Origin of the sequence: Proteus terrae, assembly GCF_003144325.1 — a bacterium.
Lineage (GTDB): Bacteria > Pseudomonadota > Gammaproteobacteria > Enterobacterales > Enterobacteriaceae > Proteus > Proteus terrae.
In genome coordinates, this window is record NZ_PENS01000014.1 from 1 (window position 1) to 20345 (window position 20345).

28 protein-coding genes are annotated in these 20345 nt (G+C 40.8%); all 28 read right to left on the bottom strand.

The annotated features are described in order from the left end of the window. On the bottom strand, positions 1-2315 hold a 2315-nt coding region (locus DK857_RS14275), incomplete at its 3' end, for a phage tail tip protein J-related protein (RefSeq protein WP_109402504.1). Continuing rightward, positions 2315-2713, bottom strand: coding sequence for a DUF6950 family protein (locus DK857_RS14280; RefSeq protein ID WP_109402505.1), 399 nt, complete (start codon positions 2711-2713; stop codon positions 2315-2317). The genes DK857_RS14280 and DK857_RS14275, both read right to left, overlap by 1 nt. Positions 2714-2774: 61 nt before the next feature. Beyond that, positions 2775-3236: a YebO family protein gene (locus DK857_RS14285; protein ID WP_109402506.1), complete on the bottom strand. Its 462-nt coding sequence runs from the start codon at positions 3234-3236 to the stop codon at positions 2775-2777. A gap of 27 nt (positions 3237-3263) precedes the next feature. Continuing rightward, positions 3264-3845, bottom strand: a complete 582-nt coding sequence (locus tag DK857_RS14290) for a hypothetical protein (RefSeq protein WP_064720823.1) — start codon at positions 3843-3845, stop codon at positions 3264-3266. Further along, the gene (locus DK857_RS14295; protein WP_109402507.1) at positions 3845-4441 is read right to left on the bottom strand and encodes a hypothetical protein; all 597 of its coding nucleotides are present in this window, start codon (positions 4439-4441) and stop codon (positions 3845-3847) included. Before DK857_RS14295 ends, DK857_RS14290 begins: the two co-directional genes overlap by 1 nt. Next, entirely contained in the window at positions 4442-7693 is a 3252-nt protein-coding gene (locus DK857_RS14300; RefSeq protein ID WP_109402508.1) for a phage tail tape measure protein, read from the bottom strand. It abuts the gene before it with no gap. Between the two features lie 43 nt (positions 7694-7736). Next, positions 7737-7967, bottom strand: coding sequence for a phage tail assembly protein T (locus DK857_RS14305; RefSeq protein WP_193528605.1), 231 nt, complete (start codon positions 7965-7967; stop codon positions 7737-7739). A gap of 44 nt (positions 7968-8011) precedes the next feature. Then, positions 8012-8425 carry a hypothetical protein gene (locus DK857_RS14310; protein ID WP_109402510.1) on the bottom strand — a complete coding sequence of 138 codons (414 nt, stop codon included), beginning with the start codon at positions 8423-8425 and terminating at the stop codon, positions 8012-8014. Between the two features lie 34 nt (positions 8426-8459). After that, entirely contained in the window at positions 8460-9134 is a 675-nt protein-coding gene (locus tag DK857_RS14315) for a hypothetical protein (RefSeq protein ID WP_069368416.1), read from the bottom strand. Positions 9135-9143: 9 nt separating this feature from the next. After that, a complete protein-coding gene (gp17, locus tag DK857_RS14320) occupies positions 9144-9506 on the bottom strand; it encodes a tail completion protein gp17 (protein WP_223672408.1) in 363 nt (120 codons plus the stop codon). Continuing rightward, entirely contained in the window at positions 9490-9960 is a 471-nt protein-coding gene (locus DK857_RS14325; protein WP_223672409.1) for an HK97-gp10 family putative phage morphogenesis protein, read from the bottom strand. The genes gp17 and DK857_RS14325 overlap by 17 nt, the downstream gene beginning before the upstream one ends. Next, positions 9953-10282 carry a phage head closure protein gene (locus DK857_RS14330; protein ID WP_069368413.1) on the bottom strand — a complete coding sequence of 110 codons (330 nt, stop codon included), beginning with the start codon at positions 10280-10282 and terminating at the stop codon, positions 9953-9955. The genes DK857_RS14325 and DK857_RS14330 overlap by 8 nt, the downstream gene beginning before the upstream one ends. Positions 10283-10290: 8 nt before the next feature. Then, the gene (locus DK857_RS14335) at positions 10291-10617 is read right to left on the bottom strand and encodes a head-tail connector protein (protein WP_109402511.1); all 327 of its coding nucleotides are present in this window, start codon (positions 10615-10617) and stop codon (positions 10291-10293) included. Continuing rightward, on the bottom strand, positions 10617-10811 hold the full coding sequence (locus DK857_RS14340) for a DUF7210 family protein (RefSeq protein ID WP_109402598.1): 195 nt from the start codon (positions 10809-10811) through the stop codon (positions 10617-10619). The genes DK857_RS14335 and DK857_RS14340 overlap by 1 nt, the downstream gene beginning before the upstream one ends. A 53-nt stretch (positions 10812-10864) precedes the next feature. Continuing rightward, positions 10865-12079 carry a phage major capsid protein gene (locus DK857_RS14345; protein ID WP_109402512.1) on the bottom strand — a complete coding sequence of 405 codons (1215 nt, stop codon included), beginning with the start codon at positions 12077-12079 and terminating at the stop codon, positions 10865-10867. Between the two features lie 11 nt (positions 12080-12090). Then, a complete protein-coding gene (locus DK857_RS14350; protein WP_109402513.1) occupies positions 12091-12942 on the bottom strand; it encodes a head maturation protease, ClpP-related in 852 nt (283 codons plus the stop codon). A 4-nt stretch (positions 12943-12946) separates the two neighbouring features. Beyond that, positions 12947-14272: a phage portal protein gene (locus tag DK857_RS14355; protein ID WP_109402514.1), complete on the bottom strand. Its 1326-nt coding sequence runs from the start codon at positions 14270-14272 to the stop codon at positions 12947-12949. Then, positions 14273-16015 carry a terminase large subunit gene (locus DK857_RS14360; protein WP_109402515.1) on the bottom strand — a complete coding sequence of 581 codons (1743 nt, stop codon included), beginning with the start codon at positions 16013-16015 and terminating at the stop codon, positions 14273-14275. After that, on the bottom strand, positions 15969-16436 hold the full coding sequence (locus DK857_RS14365) for a phage terminase small subunit P27 family (protein WP_109402516.1): 468 nt from the start codon (positions 16434-16436) through the stop codon (positions 15969-15971). The genes DK857_RS14360 and DK857_RS14365 overlap by 47 nt, the downstream gene beginning before the upstream one ends. Positions 16437-16567: 131 nt before the next feature. Beyond that, a complete protein-coding gene (locus DK857_RS14370; protein ID WP_157957610.1) occupies positions 16568-16777 on the bottom strand; it encodes a hypothetical protein in 210 nt (69 codons plus the stop codon). A 33-nt stretch (positions 16778-16810) separates the two neighbouring features. Then, positions 16811-17218, bottom strand: a complete 408-nt coding sequence (locus tag DK857_RS14375; protein ID WP_109402518.1) for a hypothetical protein — start codon at positions 17216-17218, stop codon at positions 16811-16813. A gap of 47 nt (positions 17219-17265) precedes the next feature. Beyond that, positions 17266-17604 (bottom strand): HNH endonuclease, encoded by a 339-nt coding sequence (locus DK857_RS14380; protein ID WP_109402519.1) that lies wholly within the window; start codon positions 17602-17604, stop codon positions 17266-17268. A gap of 37 nt (positions 17605-17641) precedes the next feature. Continuing rightward, entirely contained in the window at positions 17642-17974 is a 333-nt protein-coding gene (locus DK857_RS14385) for a hypothetical protein (RefSeq protein ID WP_109402520.1), read from the bottom strand. A 301-nt stretch (positions 17975-18275) separates the two neighbouring features. Continuing rightward, a complete protein-coding gene (locus DK857_RS14390) occupies positions 18276-18503 on the bottom strand; it encodes a hypothetical protein (RefSeq protein WP_109402521.1) in 228 nt (75 codons plus the stop codon). After that, the gene (locus DK857_RS14395; RefSeq protein ID WP_109402522.1) at positions 18503-18955 is read right to left on the bottom strand and encodes a lysis system i-spanin subunit Rz; all 453 of its coding nucleotides are present in this window, start codon (positions 18953-18955) and stop codon (positions 18503-18505) included. Before DK857_RS14395 ends, DK857_RS14390 begins: the two co-directional genes overlap by 1 nt. Then, the gene (locus DK857_RS14400) at positions 18952-19371 is read right to left on the bottom strand and encodes a structural protein (RefSeq protein ID WP_109402523.1); all 420 of its coding nucleotides are present in this window, start codon (positions 19369-19371) and stop codon (positions 18952-18954) included. The genes DK857_RS14395 and DK857_RS14400 overlap by 4 nt, the downstream gene beginning before the upstream one ends. Then, positions 19349-19648 (bottom strand): phage holin family protein, encoded by a 300-nt coding sequence (locus DK857_RS14405; protein ID WP_109402524.1) that lies wholly within the window; start codon positions 19646-19648, stop codon positions 19349-19351. The genes DK857_RS14400 and DK857_RS14405 overlap by 23 nt, the downstream gene beginning before the upstream one ends. Beyond that, positions 19645-20034 (bottom strand): putative holin, encoded by a 390-nt coding sequence (locus DK857_RS14410; RefSeq protein WP_109402525.1) that lies wholly within the window; start codon positions 20032-20034, stop codon positions 19645-19647. The genes DK857_RS14405 and DK857_RS14410 overlap by 4 nt, the downstream gene beginning before the upstream one ends. Positions 20035-20345: the final 311 nt, after the last annotated feature.

A 20345-nucleotide genomic window follows, 5' to 3' on the forward strand; every position in this document is an offset into this window, starting at 1 on the left:
TTAACCTCAGTACGTATTTCAGTAAAGCGCTGACCGATAGCCTCATCAAGATTGGTAATTGACGTTTGAGTCTCTTTAATTGCAGACGTGTTATCACCAACAGCGGAGTAAATTTCTTTAACTTCCTGTGCCCATGCTTCCTCTTGAGTTGCGTTAGCTTGCCATAACTCATTAATACCAGCCTGAGATTCAGCATGTTTTATTAGCAACTGCCTGAAGTTACGATAGCTCGTGTTACTTAAAATAATTGCTGTCTCAGCATTCCAATCAAGCTTTTTATCCAGCTCCTTAAACGCGTCCGTTTCTCTAACTGTGTTATCTAAATCATCAAAAATATCTGAGGGTAATGAGACAGGAACACCCGAAGCTTCCACAAAAGGTGATTTACCATAACTATTAATTGTTCGAACATAAAAATAATACGTGTGCCCAGCTTTTAAATTCTCTTGCGTCCAGAAGTTTCCTTGACCAACTTTGTTTGTTTTGGTGATCACTTCATTTTCAGAGAGATTAGCGAGTTTTTTGTCACTAAACCAAAACTCAAACGTATAACCAAAGACAGCACTATCGCCTTGCTTGGGTGATGCCGTCAGGCTAAACATACCCGGCGTTATTTCAACACCGATTGGTGCTGGCGGTGCTTGAATAGCAAAGTCACTAATAGCAGGAGCAGACATAGCACCAGCGACATTAATTGCTCTCACTTCGACACGATAAGTGCCTCGAGTTAAACCATTAATATCAACACGCTCACCCGGTACTTGAATAGACTGAATGACTTTGCCGTTTTGGAGAATATTAACCGTGTTATAGCGAACATCAGATGCCACGTTCTGCCACGAGATATATCCTTGAACGATATCTGTGACCGAGAGAGGAACAAAAGCCAGATTAATAGGCGCGGCAACGCCACCAGTGGGTAGTTTAGTGAATGGGGGTCTAACAAAAGGTTTCCCAATGACATCTTCATATAAATAAGCACCGTCTTCTTCAAGTGTTAAAGATACACCATCTAAAGCATGAAATGTCCATTCTGCAATACGAAATTCAAGACCTCTAATATTTAAAGAAGGTAAATCTAATAAAACAACTTCACCGGGGCGATACGCATAGCCATCTAAATTCATCGTCAATTGGACGCGCCTACCGGCTTTCTTTTTACGGAGATATTGTCGAGCTAATCGTTGTGCTTGATAAGGACTAGTAACAAATCGGTAATCAACGTTTTCCCTGATTTCTAAACCATCCTCTTCTATCCATTCATTGACAATGACAGGCGTAAAGTCTGTCTTGGTATAGAGTTGCTCGGCGTCAATAAAAGTACCATACACCGCATTAGTAGCATCTTTCAGCCCCGTTTCAGGGGTGCAAGTTACAGTATCAATGAGTTGTGATTCTGTAATAGTTTTCAATGCTGGGCCGTAATATGCACCAACTTGAATACCGTGTTTTCCTGCTGTAAATGTAGGCTCCGCATTAATACATTTATGCATTGCTTCCAACACACCGGATGGGCTTTCATTTAGATCATAAGCACCATTTAACGTGTATCGATGCTCTGAACCATTTTCAGCATTACTTACGCTTTCATCACATAAATCTGCGGATTGTTTAAAGCTCTCAAAATCAATATCGCTATCAGGAACCTTTAAATAATCTCTATAATAATCAAGAATAGCTAACGCACCATTATTCGACCATTCTGTTTTCCCTGTACGTGGATCAAAGAGTTTTTTACCCCAAATTTCACATTTCACATTGGGTAAACCATAAGGGAATTTTTCTTGGTCAAATGTGAGCGTCACGCGTAACCAAGCCATACCGCGCCCTATCATATCCTCTTTCCATGACGGGCAGTTTTTTAGCATAAAGGGATCAGCGTCTTTCCTATCGTTATGTAATTCCCATGAAGCCTTGTCACCAAAAGTCTCAATGAGATCATCACCAAGCCAAATTTTCCCCACCCTATCTATAGGATGCCCAGCTAAAGCAAGCGCAAGTGTGATTTTTTCATTTTCGTCCTGCTCACCTTCCTCTTCTTCTGCAAAAAACAGCAAGCCTGATGCAATAGTTTTACCAATAATGACGGTTTCTGAAGCTGAGGGAGAGCGTAACATTTGCTTACGTTCGCTAGTGTCACGATAATCCATTGACGGAATTTTGGGTTTGAATATTAAAGATCCGGCAACTTGAACAGCAACACCTGCCGACATTAATGCGATACCTAGTGCGGTAGTTGTTCCTCCAGTGAACAATCCCGCAACCATCAAACCAGCACCAACTACTTTTGTAATTAATCCACCACTACCGCCCATTATTCCACTCTCCACGCTTTGATAGGGTTAATTTGCACCGGCCTAACACCAATAGAAGTAACTCCCCAATAATTACCCGCCCATACTACGGCCATGCTGTCACCATCATCACCTTTGAACATGACAAGATCCCCACGCTGTACAGAATCAATAGAAATAGATTTAAAGTGGCGGGAAACTGCTCTATCAAGTGAGCCAAATTTAGATTTGATAAGGTTGAAGGCTTCGGCTTTGGTTTTATATTTTCCAAGAAAGGGTTTTATTGGCGAGAAACCACATTGTGCGTAAATACATTCAGAGGCAAAAATACAACAGTCAAATTCACCCCATGAAAAAGGGCGACTCATGGCCGCCCTTATGGTTTCTGGTAGCTGGAGTGTCCAGCTTGGTTGTTTCATTAAGACCTCTTAGAAAACAAAAAACCCACCGAAGTGGGTTTGTAAGAAAAATAAAATACTATTAAAAATTTATATTTTGCTTAAATAATTCGTTAGCTATCTTCTTGTTTTTAGGTGGTAATAATGAGAATTTCTCATTTTTCAACATGGTAAATAAATCAATAGCCTCACTAATGTCATCACCTTGTGATTTTTGTCTTTCAATATATTTATTACCATATCTAGCAAATTTAATAATCATTGATTCATTTAACTTACCATCACTTGAAAGAATATTATCTCCAATAACTTGTGCTTCGCGAAAGTAATCAATGACCAATTTTTCTTTTTCTTCATTACTAAGTGTAATTGAAGATGACTCTAATAACGACGTTAGTAACTCAACTTGCCTGCGGTTTTTTTTATCAATAGCTTCTAATAATTCCACTACTCTATCGGCTCTAACACTGGCTCTATTTAAGAAAAACCAAAACACAATAGAGATTATTAAAAGAATGATGTACACAATAAAGAATGGATCCATGTCTTGTCCTAATTAATAAAATAAATGTTACTTATAAATGAATGCAGGTGCGTCTTTCTTGCTTCCCCAGTAAATAGCACGCTCAGCCATTTGAGCAACATACCGAAAGATGCGATCACCCTGCCTTCTTGATGACCATGACTCATCAGTAAATCTATCAGGTAAACCAATTGACCATCGTTCAAATCGATTAGAAACATTAACACAAACAGCGTTCTCTTCACCAGAAACAACACTAATTGATGAGATCTGCCCAACAAACAAAATTTCCGCTAATAGTGGCTTACCATCTTCTCCAATCGCTACCATCATTAATCGTACCTCTCTCCCTCGGCTTTGTTCATTCATCACCATACCGACAAGGGACTTGTCAAAACCAGCTAGTTTAAGCTGTAATTGAGGCGGGCTTGTTGTCTTGTTTTCATTAAGTTGGCTAATTTCACCGAGACTTCCAACGCCTAAATAAGTCTCTCCAGCAATAACAAGTTGACCAACACCAGTATGCGCACAAGTGACTCCTGATTTTAGGTTTAGTCGAGCTGCAAGTACGATATAAGCACCCTCATTGATTGCTTTTACCATACCGTCAGAAAATGGATGATATTGCATTAATACAGCACCTCCTCAAATGAAAGGGTAACATTAGAGTATCCCAACCGACGATGTTGAAACTTCCCTTGCTCATTGTCTGATAATCGAAAAACACCAAAAGGGGCTTTGATGATCACCTCTTCGTTCAATGCAGGTGGAGTTCTGAGCATGGGAGAAATTGAAATGACAGCTCGCCCTTCGTTATCGCTAACAACATCGGCTACTACCATTTTCAACTCATTCCCAATCGTGAGGCGGTCACCCTGCTGTAAAACGCGCATATTTCGCTTCCAGCCTGATGTTTGTAAAGAGACACCAGACTGACTGGCTAAAGCAACTTTAGGAGTTCCGTACCCTTCTTTCCCTTTTCTGATCCAGCTCGATATTCTTACTCTTCCTGACATACCATCAAGTGCAGCAACAAGAGCCTCAAGTTTACGTGATTTTTCTTCACTTAAATTACTAAACGTTAACTCACAGCGCCAACGGCTTCCCGGAAAACGAACTGTTTGACTACTACCATTAAACGGAGAAGTGAACGTTTTACTATTACTGAGTAATTGCCAATCTTCATTAATAGGGCATACATCTTCTGGCCATGCTAAAATATTCATCTACACTCCTAACGTTCTACGTGCAGTTCCATTACTTTGAAAATCTTGCAATATAATCGCCCTTGCTTTTTGTGCACCAGCTTCGGTGCCTTGCTCTGCCGCTTCTTTCATTGCTTGAGCAAGAACAGCATCACCATTACCTGTCACTGTAATTTGATTAACGACCGTCATTTGTACACCACCCGCACGGGCTAACGTTGGTTGTGGTGTAACGGGTATTCGCCCTGCGACCGCTCCCACAAAGCCCCCCGAAGCATAACCTTGCGCCGCATGCATTAAGCGATAGAGATTGCCGACACCCAATTTAGCCGTCGCTTCTTTGGTAAAAACAAACTCACCACCATGCACAATCCCTTTAGGCTCAAATTTCCCGCCATGCCCCGTATAACCACCGTAAGCATGCCCTTTGCTCATCCATCCCATATCAAAGCCCATTGCCTGCCCGCCTGCTTCAATGGCTTTGAAAATCAGCATTTTCATTACCATTCGAGTGATATCGGAAATCACCGCATTGGCAAAATCTTTAAAGCTTCCTTTGCCCGTTAAAGCAAAATCGGCTAATGCATCAGACATATTATTAAGGGCATTGGTGGTGACGTTTCTGACGTTTTCCATCACATTGGTAGCGGAATCACTAAAATCCGAAAGCCCCTGATTTAAACCTTCAACAGGATCTAATTTCATTAATTCCCGTTTTTGTAATTCGGCATCAATTTTTTGCTTTGTAAGTTCGACATTGCGCTGTAAGTTTGCAAGCTCCTTGTCTCCTAAATCCACACTGGCCTGCTTATACAGTAAATCAACTTCCCTCAAAGCATTTAATCTTTCCTGTTCCGCCCTTGATTTTCCTATTAATGAAGTCTCAAACTGCATTTGCTCAACTTCTTTACCGCGATCATAAGCAAATTGCGCAACAGAATTAGCGCGAGCCATATCATCAATGGCTTTTGCTTTCTCTTTAATAGTTTCGATTGCTTTTGGATCTATCTTTAATATTTCGTCGAATTTTTCTTTATTCTTTTTGATATCAGCAAGTGCAGAATTATATTCATTAAATGAAGATGTAGTGCCATACAGCTGAATACTCTGTCCATCTGCAATTAATGAGGCTTGTTTTTCTTGTAAATCAGAAAGAAGTTTTGTGTATTGCTTGGCATAATCAATGCTTGATTTTGGCGTTTTGGGTGGTTTGATTTTTTTAGATTGTAAGGCAAGCTGTGCGTCAATTTCAGCCTGTAACGCTTTATCATAGCCTTGCATATCAGGCGTTACTTTTCTGCTAGCGAGGACATCTTCTGCATTAAGCTTAGCCAACGCTTCGCCAGTAGCTTTGGCTTTCTCAATAGCTCGAAGAGAGGCATCTATTGATTTTTGAGCGTCAGCAGATACTATAATTAAAGAATTAGCTGAAAACTGTTGTTGTTCTTGAGTGGCTGAGCGAATAGATTGCGCTAAATTATCAAAAGCAGAACCTTGTAGATGGAGCTTACCAACCAATTCATCAGATTTTACTGAAGCATCATAAATACGACTTGCGTAAAGTGCATAAGCATTAGAAACCATGCCGTTTTTTTGGACTTCCGCGTCCATCAATGTCGCCATCTTTCCTCGTTCTATACCTAATTTTCTTTTTTCAGCCTCAAGATCAGCTGTAACTTGAATTTCCTCTTTTTGCGCTTTAAACATTCCTGAAGAGTAAGAATCAAAATCATTAGTATAGTAAAATTGTAATCCTTTATCGGCTAGATCTACCTTAGAAAGCTCAATTAACTCTTTTTGCTTCTGCGTAAGTTCGTCAATCTTTGTGACTCTTGCATCTAAACCTTCTGCAAGCTTTACCATTGACGCCTGACGCTCAGCATCACTAAGTTTATTTAATGACTCTGTTGCAACATCTAATGATTCGGCATACTCAAGAGCCTTTTGTCTTGATTGCTCTGCTTGTTGTTGCCATTCATAATAAGCCATTGCACCTGCAGTCAATAAGCCCGTCGCGATCCCTAATGGCCCACCAAGAAAAGCAAGCGCACCTCCAAATCCACGTCCTAATGTTGAACTGGCTCTTTGTGCTGCATTCAATCGTTGTATCGCTAATGTTTCTGCATTTGTGGCCGATACAATAATTGAAGACTGTGCTTTCATTCGCATTCTAATACTACTGCGCTGAGCTTCTGTCTGAGCCAGTTGAAGTTGTGCTTGTAAAGAACGCATCTCAACACGAGCCAATTCTAACTCGGCTGTCATTTTTGCTTGCGTTGCCTTGGCAGCAATAAGATCTTGTTGAACTTTTAATTTTGTTGCTGTTGTTTGTGCATAAGTGGCTTGAGTCCATTTTGTTATTTTTACCACAATAGCTGTAACTGCTAATGCCTCTGCCACTTTCATTACTTCAGAAAAGTTATTAGATAACGCAGATAAACCAGTGGTTAATAGCTGAGTTGCACCAGTGCTTTGATTAGCTTCACCAACAAACTTTGTCATTGCTGATTGTAAATTAGTAAAACCTTGGCTAACAGTTGTCACACTGGTAGCAAATTTTTGATCAACAGAATCTTTGACTTTTTCCAATGCCTGAATGATTTTATCAATCGCCATTTCACCGTCTTGGGCTTTCTTTTTTAAATCCCCCATGGAGATCCCCATGCCTTCTGCAATGGCTTGTGCTAAACCGGGGATTTGTTCGATAACAGAGTTTAAATCTTGCCCACGCAACTGGCCTGCCGCTAATGCTTGGCCAAACTGTGTTAACCCCATCGCAGCAGAGGCAGCACTGGTTCCTGAAAGAGAGACCGCTTTAGATACCGTTTCTGTCAGTTCGGCTACTTTTTGCTGATTAATACCTAGGCGTTCTGCATTATCTGAAAAACGCTGATAAACCTGTGCAGTTGCATCGAGTGACTGGTAGGTTTTTTGGGCAATGGTATAGACATCATTGGTCGCTCTGTTTAGGGCTTGAGTGCTATCTGTGACTAATTTCAGTCGGTTTTGTAGGTCAGTCCAACCGTCAGCATAGTTAATCACTTGCTTCACCGACAATGCGCCGGTAACAACTTTGGCAAAATTAGCAAATGATGAAGCTGATTTTGCCGTCTGTGACGCCATACGCTCTTGCTGAACAGTAATAGATTGCAAACTCACACGAACATTTTGATTAAATCGTTCTGTTTGATGCTGACTACGGTTGATCGCATTGGTGAAACTAGCCGTGTTCAGCGTTAAATCAATATTTAATGTTCCCAATGCGCCAGCCATAGAAACTCCTTAAAAACAATAAAATAAAAGCCCCAGCAAGGGGCTAACGATGAGCTAAAACATTCTGAGTAACGCTATCCCACTCTTCAGTTTCTGATGTTTTTTTCTGCCACATTGGCATAAAGTCAGTTAATTTAGGTGGGGTAGATTTCGGATCGCAATTCGCTATTGCTAAAAGATGAGCCACTTGCGCCATACGGTAATCCTCTCGCCATAAACCAAAGGGTTGTTTGCGATAAAAGGCTTCATATTCACACAAGTGACTTTCGGGCATTTGCTCTATTTCTACGAGGGTTTTTCCCAGTGCCAACGACAATATTATTTGGAATTGTCGCCGGTCTGTGAGTTTTTTTCGTTACCGCCCTCCGCATTAAAAACAGCATTAGAGAACCCTTGCCCTAAGCGATTAAGACCTTTTAGATCATCTTTATTTTCAGCATCAAAAAGGAGTTCCCCTTTTTCATCACAGAGTTTAAAGGCGAGCATACGTGCCACATCAAACTCGTCATAAACTCGATTCATTGCTTCATTGAATTGATCAGCATCTTCTTCGTCTAAATAAATATCTTGCTCTTCTGCAAGCTTCATTTTTATTTGACGTAATTTTCGCTGAATGTAATTCATTGTGCCAACATCCAGCTCTTTGACATAAAAGGTGTTATCTAAATAGGTAAAAGGAGTGATTTTAAGCGCTTGATTTAACACTAACTCACGTAATAATGTATTCGACATGGTAGCCCTTAATTTGTTTTGCTAAAGTTAGTTTTTATACGGAGGCTAAAGGAACATTTAAATAGTCGCGACCAGACAATTTAATCGACACACCTGAGTCCATCATCTGCCCAACACTCCCCTCAATATTCATCCCCGTTTCGATCGAGCCGAAATAGAACATGGCACCTTCATCACGAGTGAGCACCATTTTTACAGCAAATTTTTCTTTGCTATTCTCATACTTACGTAATAATCGCTGAACAGCACTAGAGCTATACTGCAAGAAAAACGTTAATTTAATTGAGCCGTATTCCGTATCACCGGATTCATATTCTTTGCCGTCACTGCAAATAGTGGTAACGTCGATTTGTTCGGTCGTCGAGCCGTCTTTACTGAAGCTTTTCACGGCACAAAAGTTATTAGACCATTGAATACGTTGTGCTTTTGCTTCTGCAAAATCCGTAGGTAGCGTTTTATCACTCCAATCCACTTCGTCACACAGGGTCACCTTATCGCCTTCAACACTGGCGACAGGAAAGCGCCCATTGAGTTCTCCTAAACCTGATAACACAATCATGTCATCAGCTTTTAATTTACTCCCTTCGATGGTGAGCGTAGCGGGAGAAAGTGTCACTGCAGTAATGCTCACCTCCTCACCTAATCCTGTTTGAACAAACAGTTTTGTGCCAAGGAAGGGGGTTGCTTTATGATTTTTTGGCTTTGCCATATCAATATCCTATTTATCTGATGAGATAGTAAATTCCAGAATGAGCCGATGTAATTTGACATCGGGTTCATATTCGAAAAACGTGTTAATACGCTGAGAAAAAGGAATGCTTTCGACCATAATTGAGTTTATTTTCTTACGCATTGTTGTTAGGTTTTTGGGGTTAGAGTCGTACACATCGAGCTGGACGCGATAATCATCAAGATCCATCTCCACCAGCGCGTTATTCGGTGTGATACTGGAAAATTGGATCACAATAGCGGGGTAAACCAATTTACCTTCAGGCAATACCTGAAAAAAAACCCTTTCATCGACTAGCGCTGAAAGGGCTTCCTTTAATTGATAAATCATATTGTTACCTTGTTTTCTCAATTTCCTCTTTTAACGTTTGAACAATCACTTTTGCGGTGGCCTCTTTTTTAGCTTCAAAACCCGGTCTCATAAAAGGTTGAGCTGGCATCTTTGAAGTACCAAACTCGACGAACCACCAATAAAAAGGATCATTCGGGTTTAATGCGGCACTTTTTCCTGTCGCTTGTTTGAATGCAGTAATTTTTTTACCCGGTAAAGACTTTACCCAGATACGTGTTTTTGTTTGCCCGTTACGCTGTACTTTTGTTTTAGAGCGAATGTTACGTTTAATCGTCCCTTTGCGTCGATGTGGAACATCTTCTTTCAAAATGGGTACGCGGTTCTTAATTTCCTTTTTTAATGTCGATGCCCCTGCATTCATTGCTTTGCGTGCGCTACGGTTTCTAACCTTGCGTGCAACTTCTTGCATTTTTCGTTGTATTTCAGACAATCCGCTGATTTTAATCTCACCCATCATTAACTCCTTCCTTGCACATCAGTTGTAGCTCTCTGTGCTGTTCTTTCGGATCAATAATTGAGATGATATCGAACACTCTTTCACCATAAACGACACGCATTGACGTGTTTATTCCTGGCACGTAGCGAATAAGAATACGTGTGCTGGCTTCACTTTGGACTTGCTGTGCCTGAAAGTATTCACGCCCCTGATAAGGTGCAATAGATGCGCGTACTTTTGGTAAGAAATCTTCCCAAATTACTTCATTACCGCTAATGGCATCGGGCGCTAATGTCGGTTTTTGTATTTTAATGACATGCCGTAATTTTCCAGCTTGCATACAACCTCCTACACACCGTAAATTCGATAAGGTTGCAATAACGCTTCCATCGCAAAGGGTTGAGTTGAAAACGAGCGTCCTGAGATCACACCTTCGCGATTTTCATACCACTGCCCAATCAGTAATAACATGGCAGCAGAAACATCATCTGTCAGTAATAGATGATCGGCATCTTCTTGGTATCCTTCCGATACTTCCTTTTCATAAAGCGTCCTGCGAGTGTAGTTCTCGACAAACTTCACTGCAGAGTTGGTATAAAGAGCGAGCAATTTATCATCATCCGTAAAATCAGGATCAATATTGCAATGTTGTTTTACTAATTCCAGAGAAAGCATTATTTCTCCTTTTTAGCCTTGGTGTTTTTTTTAGGCTCAGGCTCAGGCTCAGGCTCAGGATGTACAACTTCCTTTTCTTTTGCATAGCCTTTTTGAATTAACTCACGCCCATGTTGTTCTAAGGTTTCAATCTCTTTTCCCTCAGTAACAACGACACTGCCAAAGTAAATGGCACGTAATACGATTAACTTCATATTGCCCCCCAAAGAAAAGGCGGTCATAAAGACCGCCCCATTCTCCCTATTGGTTATTCCCCTGATGTAGGTACGGTGAAGTCACCGTAAACAAAGGCTTCAGGACGTTTTACTGCTAACGCTAAACGCTCCTCGCAACGAATTGAGATCATGTTTTTCTCAAAATCGTCGGTGTTTTCAGTAGAAATCACTACATTGGTTTCTTCACGATCGAATAACTGCGCACCCGCGTTAAATGCCCCTGTTAAGAATTTACCTTTAAACGCTGTTGATTCAGTAGCAACAACAGGCAGACCCCATAAAGTTGGACCAATTAATGCAGATGGGTTGGCCAGAATGTAACGCCCTAATGAGTCTTTGGTTAATTCAATTTTCGCCCAATCAATAAAATGCAAAACATGCCCTGTGGCAGGTAGTCGAGCTAATTGAGCTTGTAGCATTGCCAGGCGTAAATCATCAATGCCGCTTTGCTTTTCGACACTAAATTCAGGTTTGTATTTAGAGGCTTGAGGAATGATGCCATGTAAATGAGCGCCAGAACCGTCACCAAACAAGATTTCTTGCTCTTCAACAAACTTCAAGCCATAACGCATTTCAGCATCGACTAAAGACTGCAGCTGTGCAAAATCATCTAGGATTTGTTTAGATGCCTTGAACATATGAGCAATAGTGGTTACAGGTGTGATTTTGGTTGCAAACTCAATGTCACTGTAAGGCTTAGTGGTATTTTCTGGTACCACAGAAGCTTTATTCGTAAAGCCCGTCTGCTGAACCCAGAAAATAGCTGGTGAAGTAGTTTTGCCTGGTGCAATCAGATCACGGATAAATAAACGCTGTTTTGGCGCAACATCAATACCAGGTAAGCGCTGAGGTTCAACAACACCTTCAGCCACACCGGTTGAAGTTAATGCGGCTTGCACTGGAATAGAAATGCGTTTACTTGATTGAATACTAGAGTTAATTTCTTTCAGTACATCTGCAGAAATGACTTGCTGGCCAATTGTTTTGGCTGCCTGAACCGCATTATTCAATGGCATTTGTGCGACATGTTGCTCTAATTCACCTAATGAAGCTTTGAGTGTTTTTTCAGATTCACGCAATGCATTCAGTTCGGTTGCCATCTTATCTACTGCAGCTTTAGTTTCAGTGCTTAAACTACCAACCTTTTGCGCTTCTTTTAAGGCTTCTTCGGCTTTAGCATTAAATTTGCCATTGGCTTCTTCAATTTTTGCCGATAGATTTTTTAATAATTCATTTGTATCAGACATAATGTCTCCAATTAGTTAGCTGTGGCAAAGGCATTTACCGCCTTTTCCAATTCAGAAAGAGTTTCAGGATTAATTTCAGAGGTAGCGCTTGGCGTACCATGAGGGTTGGAAGTAGCGCTCGGCATACTTCGTGTTAAAGCACTAATAAGTTTTCTACGCTCAGAGCGAGAGGTGTTCGCCTTAGCAAGTAACGCATCTAATTTACGAATGGCGGCTTGTGGGCTTTCATCACCATCATCAACGATATCTGCAGTAAGCAAATTATCAGCAAACCCTTTTTCAATCGCTTCGCTCGCACCAATATAGGTCTCGTCGTCCATCATCTGACTCACGACTTCATTAGATTGCCCACTACGTGCCACATAGATATCTGCCATCGACGTATCAAAAGGGGCGAGATCATTAGCTAATTTTGCAAAGTCATGCCGATTACCCACACCGACAGCCCAACAGTTATGGATCATCAAAAAGGCACCTCGGCCCATTTGAACTACATCGCCAGCCATTGCAATAATGGACGCGGCTGAAGCAGCAATACCTAAAATATTGACGGTCACTTTTCCACTGTGAGAGCGAAGTAGGTTATAAATGGCTAACCCTTCAAACATATCGCCACCGGGGCTATTAATATTGACAACTACATCATTATTTCCAATGGCGCGAAGTGCGGCAGAAATACGTTTTGCAGTAACACCCTCTCCCCAATAATCCTCACCAATCACATCTAATATCGAGATGGTGTTATCTGTACTTGATGCACGAATACTGCTATTCCATTTATCCAGTGCTTTGGATTTTAGCTCGTAACTAATCGATGCGCAGGGGCGATCCTCCAGCGCAACTGGCAAATGACTTTTTTTCATAAATTTACTCCTCAGAGTGAGGTTGATTGGCTTGAGAGTGTGGGGCTACGGGATTGCCTTCAGGGAATAACCAGTTGGTGATCTGCGCTTTAAGTTTTTCAGCTTCATTGCTAGAAGCTTCTTGTCCAAGCTGATCAAGTGGCGTTAAATTAAGCTGAACAGTGTAAATATCACCACCCTCAATCGGCGGTAAATTCTCTAACCGTCGAACATCATTTCGACTCATCCAGCCATTTTGTAATGCCGTTGTATAGTAAGCAGAACGCCCTGCACTGTCAGCCCGTAATAGACCTTCAACAGAGAATTCAGCATAATAATCGTCGTCATTATCAAGCAGGCATCGGTTGATTTCTTGTTCAATATTAACCAATAGAGGTCTAAGTGTGTTAGTGAGGAATTGCATATTCATCCCCTCTACACTCGATGCCCAACTACTTTGCTTATCAGCATGTCCAACCATAAAGGGAGGAACTCGAAACCAACGGCAAATCTCCTCAATGCTGTATCCTCGACTTTGTAAAAGCTGAGCTGTTTCAGGATTCATTGTTACATTTTGAAAAGATAAATCTGCCTCAAGTATCATTACCTTCCCAGCATTTTTTGAGCCAGAAAAAGTCGTCAAATGTTTTCTTAAACGCTCTCTCTGTTCTGGCTTTAATGCTGCTTTTGACGTAAGCAACCCACTGGTTTGTAACCCATTTTCGAAAACCTTTCCAGCAGCTTCATCCGTTGATAGTGCCGTGCCAATAACATCTCTCCCTACTTGAATGGGGATCATTCCACAAATACCATCCATACCAAACCCTCTGATATGCATTATATTTTTATCAGGAATAACTCTCTTGACTGATTTTGAATCAGTGTAAGTATATTCTAATCGTCCATTATCTAAGCGCTTTACTATCATATTTTGCGGTAGTAATGGATTAAGGGAGACTAATTTAGAACCAATATATAACTTCTCAATAAAGGCGTTTCCTCTTAAGCATAAGCTGGCAACGACCATTAACATAAATCGAGAAGGTGTCATTTCTGAATTTGGTCTTCGGCACAACACGGTGTAGGCAGGATGTTGTTTTGCTAGTTCACGAGAGCCATCTATATTTGTTTTATAGATTTTAAGCGGTAACGTTGAAATGGATTCACTAAGCAACCGAACACAAGACCAAACAGCTGACAGCTGTAAGGCATTATCAGCCGTCACGGTCTTACCACTACTGCTCTTTCCTGACCACTCCCCCCAAAAAGTACCGTCCGCTAAACTAATAGGGATACCCATCCAATTGAGGATGGCGGACTTCACTCTCCCTGGTTTTTTTAATGTACCCATCTAAATCCCCACTATAATTGGATCATCAAAGAACCCTTCAATATCTCCATCATCATCAACTCCACCTTCAGCAGTACCAATCGCCATTGCAGAGGCCACTACTCCATCAATTCGACCGGTACTTTTCTTTTTAGCAAAAATACGATTTTCTTTTTGATCTGCCTCTAAAACGGCAGAAGCTGCATTCCACCTCAAGCAAGGATTAGCATGAATAACGATATTTTCATCATCTATGAGTTCTTCAAATAATTCGATTGAGTGAGGCATCCATAACCCTGAATCCTTAGCTTTGTAATACCCCTGCCCATGAGGAATGAGAGGCACTGTTACTGAAGCCTCATCTAATTCAGGCTCGAGATATTTAATGCGATATTGGTCAAATCCAATTGCAAGTAAATTAACATGATGAGTTATTTCAGATAGACGCTCTGCAACAAATTCATATTTGACTGCTTTACCCGGTGTAGTATGAATAAACCCTTGCCTAACCCAAGCATCATAAGGAACCCTGTCAGTTTTAGCTCTTTCCAATAAAGTGTCTTTGGGTGTCCAAAATTCAACATATAGGTGTTTGATGCGAGGAAAATAAAGCGCGAGTGCAGTTAAATCTCGTGTTCCTGATAAGTCTAATCCGCCATAGCATTCTTCACCTTGTAGATCTTCCAAAGTAAAGAGTTTCTCTCGATTCATCCAAGTGTCACCATTGATCCACGGATTATCTGCATCTACCCATTGGCAGAAGTTAAGACGACGAACAATGCTTTCTTTTGCTGGCATTCCTTGGGCTTGTGTGACTTGTTCACGTAAATAGCGATCCGTGAAGGTATAACCTAGAGAAGGATTTGCTTTTCCCCAACACGATTCATCTTTAAACGGGTCGTCTCCTTCATCAAGAGAACAGATATAAGAAAAGAAACTGTCATCTTCAATGGTGCTTTCAGCAACTTTTCGTCCGTATTCATGGTAGTCATAACACACGCTGGTTTTATCATGGCCACTGTTTGTGATCATGAATATCAGTGCTTGTCGCCTACCTTTTGTACCAGCACGCATCATTTCAACAGCAGTGTTATTTCGATGCTCATGAATTTCGTCGATAAGGGCGCAGTGTGGTCGAGGGCCTGATTGCCCATCATCAGAACTAATTGGCCTAAAGAATGAGCCTGTCTTTAAAAAAGCCAAATTCCACTCTTTGCCAGCACCGCCTGATTTAGTGATACGCTGACTAAGCGCAGGTGACTGATCAACCATTGCCACTGCATCACGAAACAAGATCATGGCTTGGTCTTTCTTTGTTGCTGCTGCATAAACTTCAGCACGAGGCTCACCATCAGCGACTAAGCAATAAAGACCAACACCACCAGCTAATGGAGACTTGCCTGAGCCTTTTCCTGACTCAACATACGCCATGCGAAATCGACGTGTACCATCTTCCATTTTCCACCCAAAGATGGAGCCGATGACAAAACATTGCCAAGGCAATAGGATAAATGGCTTCCCTTCATGCTCACCACCATTAAGCTTTAACACCTTTGCAAAGAATCCAATGGCTCGCTGTACAGCATCAACATCCCAGACTAAACCGCGCTTTTTAGCTTCATTTAGATCTTTGAGATGCCTTGCGCAAGAATTTCTGATATCAGGGCCAGCCAGTATCTTTCCACTATTAACGTCTTGAGCGTATTGAGTTGCAGGATCAACCGAAGTATTGGTTGAGTGGGTCTTCCTCTTCTTCTCCACCATCTACTTTCACCTTTGAGCGAGATGCTGGTGTTAAACCAAACTCGACTAAATAACTTTTAAAACGTCGATCCGCATCAGCCAGCATGGCCACTGCAGGATTCGCTTTAATTAAAAAATCCCCTAATTGGGTTTTTGTTGTATATGTCCGACCTTCAATAGCAATGGTGTCTCGCAACTGAAGAATATCGGCATAAATATCACACAACCTTTCTAGCGCAAATACGTCAGCAATGGTCAGAACGCCCATTCCATCCAACAATAGCGTTAACTTTACCCATGCCATTTTCCCCCAGTCCGTCAAATGTTCAGGTGGGCTTGGAATTTCACGTTTAGGTTGTGGTTCTTGATCGTTAAGTTTTCGTTTTCCCGGATTACCGGTGACCACCTTCAAGTGGGTCGGTTTCGGGCGTCTTCCTGCCATCGGAACCTCCCAGAAAAAAACTTTTCATTTCGCGGTTGTGCACACAAATGACGGGGCTAGGTAATCAGAGCAAAAATGTTTGAACTTTTACCCCACCCCCACCGTTATAATTACAATTGGTATTACTTTACTTATTCCAGATGAACGTCAGGCGCATCACTGAACATGGACGGTTTGCATTTAAATGTAACTGTTACTGAATTATTAACATCTAATGGTGTTGAATTAATAAATAGCTTTTCTTGATGCGCTAACAATTCCCCGTCAACACTGAGTCCATAACCAATATGAACGCCATTCTTTATTAACTTAGATAATTTAACTTGCTTACTCATTATCATATTTTCCTCTATGCTTGATAAGCTGGGCTTAAACTACAAAATTCTCATACTCTGAGGCTCGGGCTTCATTGATTCGCTTTCGCCTTCAGCAAGCCATGTTTCTGTTCGTTTAATCCCACCAAAATACATTCTTGATGGATTCAAGAAGTTAGATACCATATCAACCGCGATACGAATGCGTTGCGAGGTATTTAATGCGAACCCTCTAGGATCGTAATCACGTCCCCAATGATGAAGCTGATCTATACGGAACAAGATATTATCGGTATCAACATATAACATTCTCAAGAACCACTCAGGCGCTTGTTCTTTTTGCGCCTTGATGAGAGCACACTTAAGTCGTCTTAGCTGAGGACATGCCTTAATGTTATCTGCGTAAGCTTTTGCAAATAGTGTTGCCTGGTCTTTATTTTGAGCTTCAGGTAAGTCAAGTAATGTCACTGTAATCTCTCCTTAGTGTTGTTATGAATTACTCAGTGATTGCTGTGTTACTTATTCCAGTGAGAGTTAGGATCAAGAGGAATGCCATCCGCATTACAACCAACAACCTTGCCACTCTTTTCCATTCGCTGTTTTGTTGAGTTATGATGCAGTTCGCATAAGCTTTGGAAGTTATTTTTATCCCAGAATAAGGCTTGTGCTTTTGTGATAAGGCTCTTATCGCCAGATTGAATTGCATCTCTAAGTCGATGCGGAATAATGTGGTCAACAACAGTAGCTGCAGTAATACGGCCTTGCTCTTGGCACATAACACAGAGCGGGTTCTCATTAAGAAAAGCTAACCTCACCTTTGCCCATCGACCACCATAGACATTGCGTTTTTTCATTTTTTATCTCTGACTGCACCATGTTCGATTAATAGCATCAGACCATGCCTGTTGATCTGCCTGTCATTAATCTAATGAGTTCAGCTATATCATTATCTTGTCGATCCGCTCGCATACGTAAATCTGCTAGTTGAGCATTAACGCTCTGCTCTGACTTATTACTGACAAGTAAACCTTTGAACTCAGCCGAATTAATAAAGGCATCTTTAATAAAAAACTCTCCTGCGGATTGAATGAAGAAAGGTGGAGTTGATTTAGGTTTCACTCCTACATCTTGCATCAGTTGTTTAATGCGAGTGAGTTGTTCTTCTAACTTATCTAACTCACTTGTATCTACTGAGACTTTTAATTGAATAGTATTATCTGACATATCTATCTCCAATAAAAAAGCCATCAGTGATTAACTAATGGCTATCTATGTTCTTTTCCTTATCTTGTTAACACTGTCATAAAATTTGAATTAATTACTTAAAAATCAATTAGTTTAATGACCCTCACTATTAAGTACCAGTATAGAAGTAATTAATCGTTCTGACATTTAAAACAACATAAGGAGATATTTATGGTTCGTACATTTGAAATATTATTGAAAACCATTTTAGCAACAATCGCATATTTACTATTACGTAAAAGTTCGCCAGAGCACGCCATAGCTTTCGCTGTCGCTATCCTTAATTCTTAATTTTCTTACCTAATCTTATAACCCATTCCTCATATGGCGTTAGTGAGCTAATCACCTCAGCTAAATCTAATAACCAATCAGGCCACCAATTACGAACTGCAACCCTGCATTCTCCGTAAGCATCACCAACATAAATTGGCACTATTCCCATAAATAATGCGTAATGATCGTAATCTCGCGTTATTTGCTCTTTAGTGAGTCGTTTGAATACTGCCATTAATTTACACACTCCTGCCTTACATAATCCTGCAACCCTTTAATTATTTGCTCTGACTGTGCAATTCGCTCTCTGAGTAACCAATAATTTCTGATAGCGGTGTCAGTAGGTCGGGCGGTGGTTGCATCATCCATGCTGGTGGTGGAATTATTGGAGCTCTTTGGACACTCGGCTTTGATGTACACCCGCTCAGGATTACGCTCACTAATATCACGCAAGCGACTAATTTCATTCTTTGCATTAACAAGCTCCTGTGTGTGCCTTGTATCAAGTTGATTTAGTCGCTCTATGCGCTCTTTATAATCGCTATTAATATTAATTTGCTCTGATAAATTCTTGCCGAGTAATTCATTTTCGCTACTCAGCTTTTTTATTTTTGCATTTGATAAACTTAATGCCATTAATAGAGCACTTAAAAGTAGGAGAAAAAACCATAGGATATATTTACTCATAACAACAACCAAGCATCTTCAAAGACTTTATCTGTGTAAGGTTGATAGCCCAACTCAACACCTACGATTGCTTTTGCTAAAGAGATAGCAACCGACTTTGATTGAGTATCTATCTTGTCATTAATACCAACACCAATCTCTTTTGATGCACGGCTAATATAACCACTCGTGTTGTTCTCAACTGGCGGTGCATACTTATTAATGATTGATGATACTGAGTTCAAACCATATTTACGTTGATAGGTTTGGGTTAATTTATAAATTGCTCGGATGCCGTATTCTGGTGACTCAAAGACACAGAATCGAGGATTAGGCACTCCTGTTTCAATACCGACCAAACCTTTCCATTTATTAAGTGGGTTATAATCAATATTACCCGGATTGTTATTACGCTCACCGCGAGCTATCTTTGCCATGTCTGACACCTCTGAATATTTGCATTATGTTTCCACGACTCAATAAGATGAGTACGCATAGTGATAAATTAATGCCGACTTCAAATGGATCAGCATGAGAATAGTCATCTGTTAATATCCGCAGTGGTACCGAACCCAATAAGATAATTAATACCCACGCAATAAATGACGCTCCGAATTTATATTGAGCGCCATTACGACGGTAATTAATTAAGCGGATCACTGCGAGTAAACAAGAAAAGAAATTGATGTAAATCCAAAATATTGAGATGTTCATCTGCCACCTCCTCTGAATTTATCTATCAGATTATTAATAAATTTATTTATTCCGTCAGTCATTGCACCCGGCTTTGATATTGAGACTAAAACACCCACCAGCCCTGCTGACGAAAACATTGCCCCTACTGATTTATCAACATCACGGCCACCGGTTATATCGCTAAGAATACCCGACATAAAATCAGCGCCATAAATACCAATAAGGAAAGCAACTGCAAAATAAGTCCAACGCTTTAATAGACGAATATCATGAGCAGACAATACAAATATCACCGCCCCTGCGAACGCGCCGATAACAACGCCTGCGTCCATACCTGAATAGAGACCTACAATAGAGACACCCGCTAACGAGGCGGTTGCTGTGCCTGTTAACGGCTCTTGCATATATGTAGTCCTGATTAGTTAATAGGAGCCGACTCACAGCCCTTGCGTGAACGTGAGGTGTTGTGATTGATTCTGTGGTCGGCATATACGAAAAAAGACCGCTTACTCGATCTTCAAAATAGGTTGTTCGGAATAACCGAATATGTGAACCATCCGGAAATTCCGGAGAGTTAGAATAGCATTACCGGAATTCTGACATGGAAAAATATCAATATGTTAGATAAAGAAACGCACATAAATCCTCCCGAAAAACGGACTCACTGAAAGAATCCCTCTCACGTGGCGTTTTTGAGAATTTATTTATACCTTTT

Excerpts from the sequence above, each read along its gene's own strand:
- DK857_RS14280 (WP_109402505.1), bottom strand. The coding sequence starts at position 2,713 with ATGAAACAACCAAGCTGGACACTCCAGCTACCAGAAACCATAAGGGCG.
- DK857_RS14285 (WP_109402506.1), bottom strand. The coding sequence starts at position 3,236 with ATGGATCCATTCTTTATTGTGTACATCATTCTTTTAATAATCTCTATT.
- DK857_RS14290 (WP_064720823.1), bottom strand. The coding sequence starts at position 3,845 with ATGCAATATCATCCATTTTCTGACGGTATGGTAAAAGCAATCAATGAG.
- DK857_RS14295 (WP_109402507.1), bottom strand. The coding sequence starts at position 4,441 with ATGAATATTTTAGCATGGCCAGAAGATGTATGCCCTATTAATGAAGAT.
- DK857_RS14300 (WP_109402508.1), bottom strand. The coding sequence starts at position 7,693 with ATGGCTGGCGCATTGGGAACATTAAATATTGATTTAACGCTGAACACG.
- DK857_RS14305 (WP_193528605.1), bottom strand. The coding sequence starts at position 7,967 with ATGCCCGAAAGTCACTTGTGTGAATATGAAGCCTTTTATCGCAAACAA.
- DK857_RS14310 (WP_109402510.1), bottom strand. The coding sequence starts at position 8,425 with ATGTCGAATACATTATTACGTGAGTTAGTGTTAAATCAAGCGCTTAAA.
- DK857_RS14315 (WP_069368416.1), bottom strand. The coding sequence starts at position 9,134 with ATGGCAAAGCCAAAAAATCATAAAGCAACCCCCTTCCTTGGCACAAAA.
- DK857_RS14325 (WP_223672409.1), bottom strand. The coding sequence starts at position 9,960 with ATGGGTGAGATTAAAATCAGCGGATTGTCTGAAATACAACGAAAAATG.
- DK857_RS14330 (WP_069368413.1), bottom strand. The coding sequence starts at position 10,282 with ATGCAAGCTGGAAAATTACGGCATGTCATTAAAATACAAAAACCGACA.
- DK857_RS14335 (WP_109402511.1), bottom strand. The coding sequence starts at position 10,617 with ATGCTTTCTCTGGAATTAGTAAAACAACATTGCAATATTGATCCTGAT.
- DK857_RS14340 (WP_109402598.1), bottom strand. The coding sequence starts at position 10,811 with ATGAAGTTAATCGTATTACGTGCCATTTACTTTGGCAGTGTCGTTGTT.
- DK857_RS14345 (WP_109402512.1), bottom strand. The coding sequence starts at position 12,079 with ATGTCTGATACAAATGAATTATTAAAAAATCTATCGGCAAAAATTGAA.
- DK857_RS14350 (WP_109402513.1), bottom strand. The coding sequence starts at position 12,942 with ATGAAAAAAAGTCATTTGCCAGTTGCGCTGGAGGATCGCCCCTGCGCA.
- DK857_RS14355 (WP_109402514.1), bottom strand. The coding sequence starts at position 14,272 with ATGGGTACATTAAAAAAACCAGGGAGAGTGAAGTCCGCCATCCTCAAT.
- DK857_RS14360 (WP_109402515.1), bottom strand. The coding sequence starts at position 16,015 with ATGGTGGAGAAGAAGAGGAAGACCCACTCAACCAATACTTCGGTTGAT.
- DK857_RS14365 (WP_109402516.1), bottom strand. The coding sequence starts at position 16,436 with ATGGCAGGAAGACGCCCGAAACCGACCCACTTGAAGGTGGTCACCGGT.
- DK857_RS14370 (WP_157957610.1), bottom strand. The coding sequence starts at position 16,777 with ATGATAATGAGTAAGCAAGTTAAATTATCTAAGTTAATAAAGAATGGC.
- DK857_RS14380 (WP_109402519.1), bottom strand. The coding sequence starts at position 17,604 with ATGAAAAAACGCAATGTCTATGGTGGTCGATGGGCAAAGGTGAGGTTA.
- DK857_RS14385 (WP_109402520.1), bottom strand. The coding sequence starts at position 17,974 with ATGTCAGATAATACTATTCAATTAAAAGTCTCAGTAGATACAAGTGAG.
- DK857_RS14390 (WP_109402521.1), bottom strand. The coding sequence starts at position 18,503 with ATGGCAGTATTCAAACGACTCACTAAAGAGCAAATAACGCGAGATTAC.
- DK857_RS14395 (WP_109402522.1), bottom strand. The coding sequence starts at position 18,955 with ATGAGTAAATATATCCTATGGTTTTTTCTCCTACTTTTAAGTGCTCTA.
- DK857_RS14400 (WP_109402523.1), bottom strand. The coding sequence starts at position 19,371 with ATGGCAAAGATAGCTCGCGGTGAGCGTAATAACAATCCGGGTAATATT.
- DK857_RS14405 (WP_109402524.1), bottom strand. The coding sequence starts at position 19,648 with ATGAACATCTCAATATTTTGGATTTACATCAATTTCTTTTCTTGTTTA.
- DK857_RS14410 (WP_109402525.1), bottom strand. The coding sequence starts at position 20,034 with ATGCAAGAGCCGTTAACAGGCACAGCAACCGCCTCGTTAGCGGGTGTC.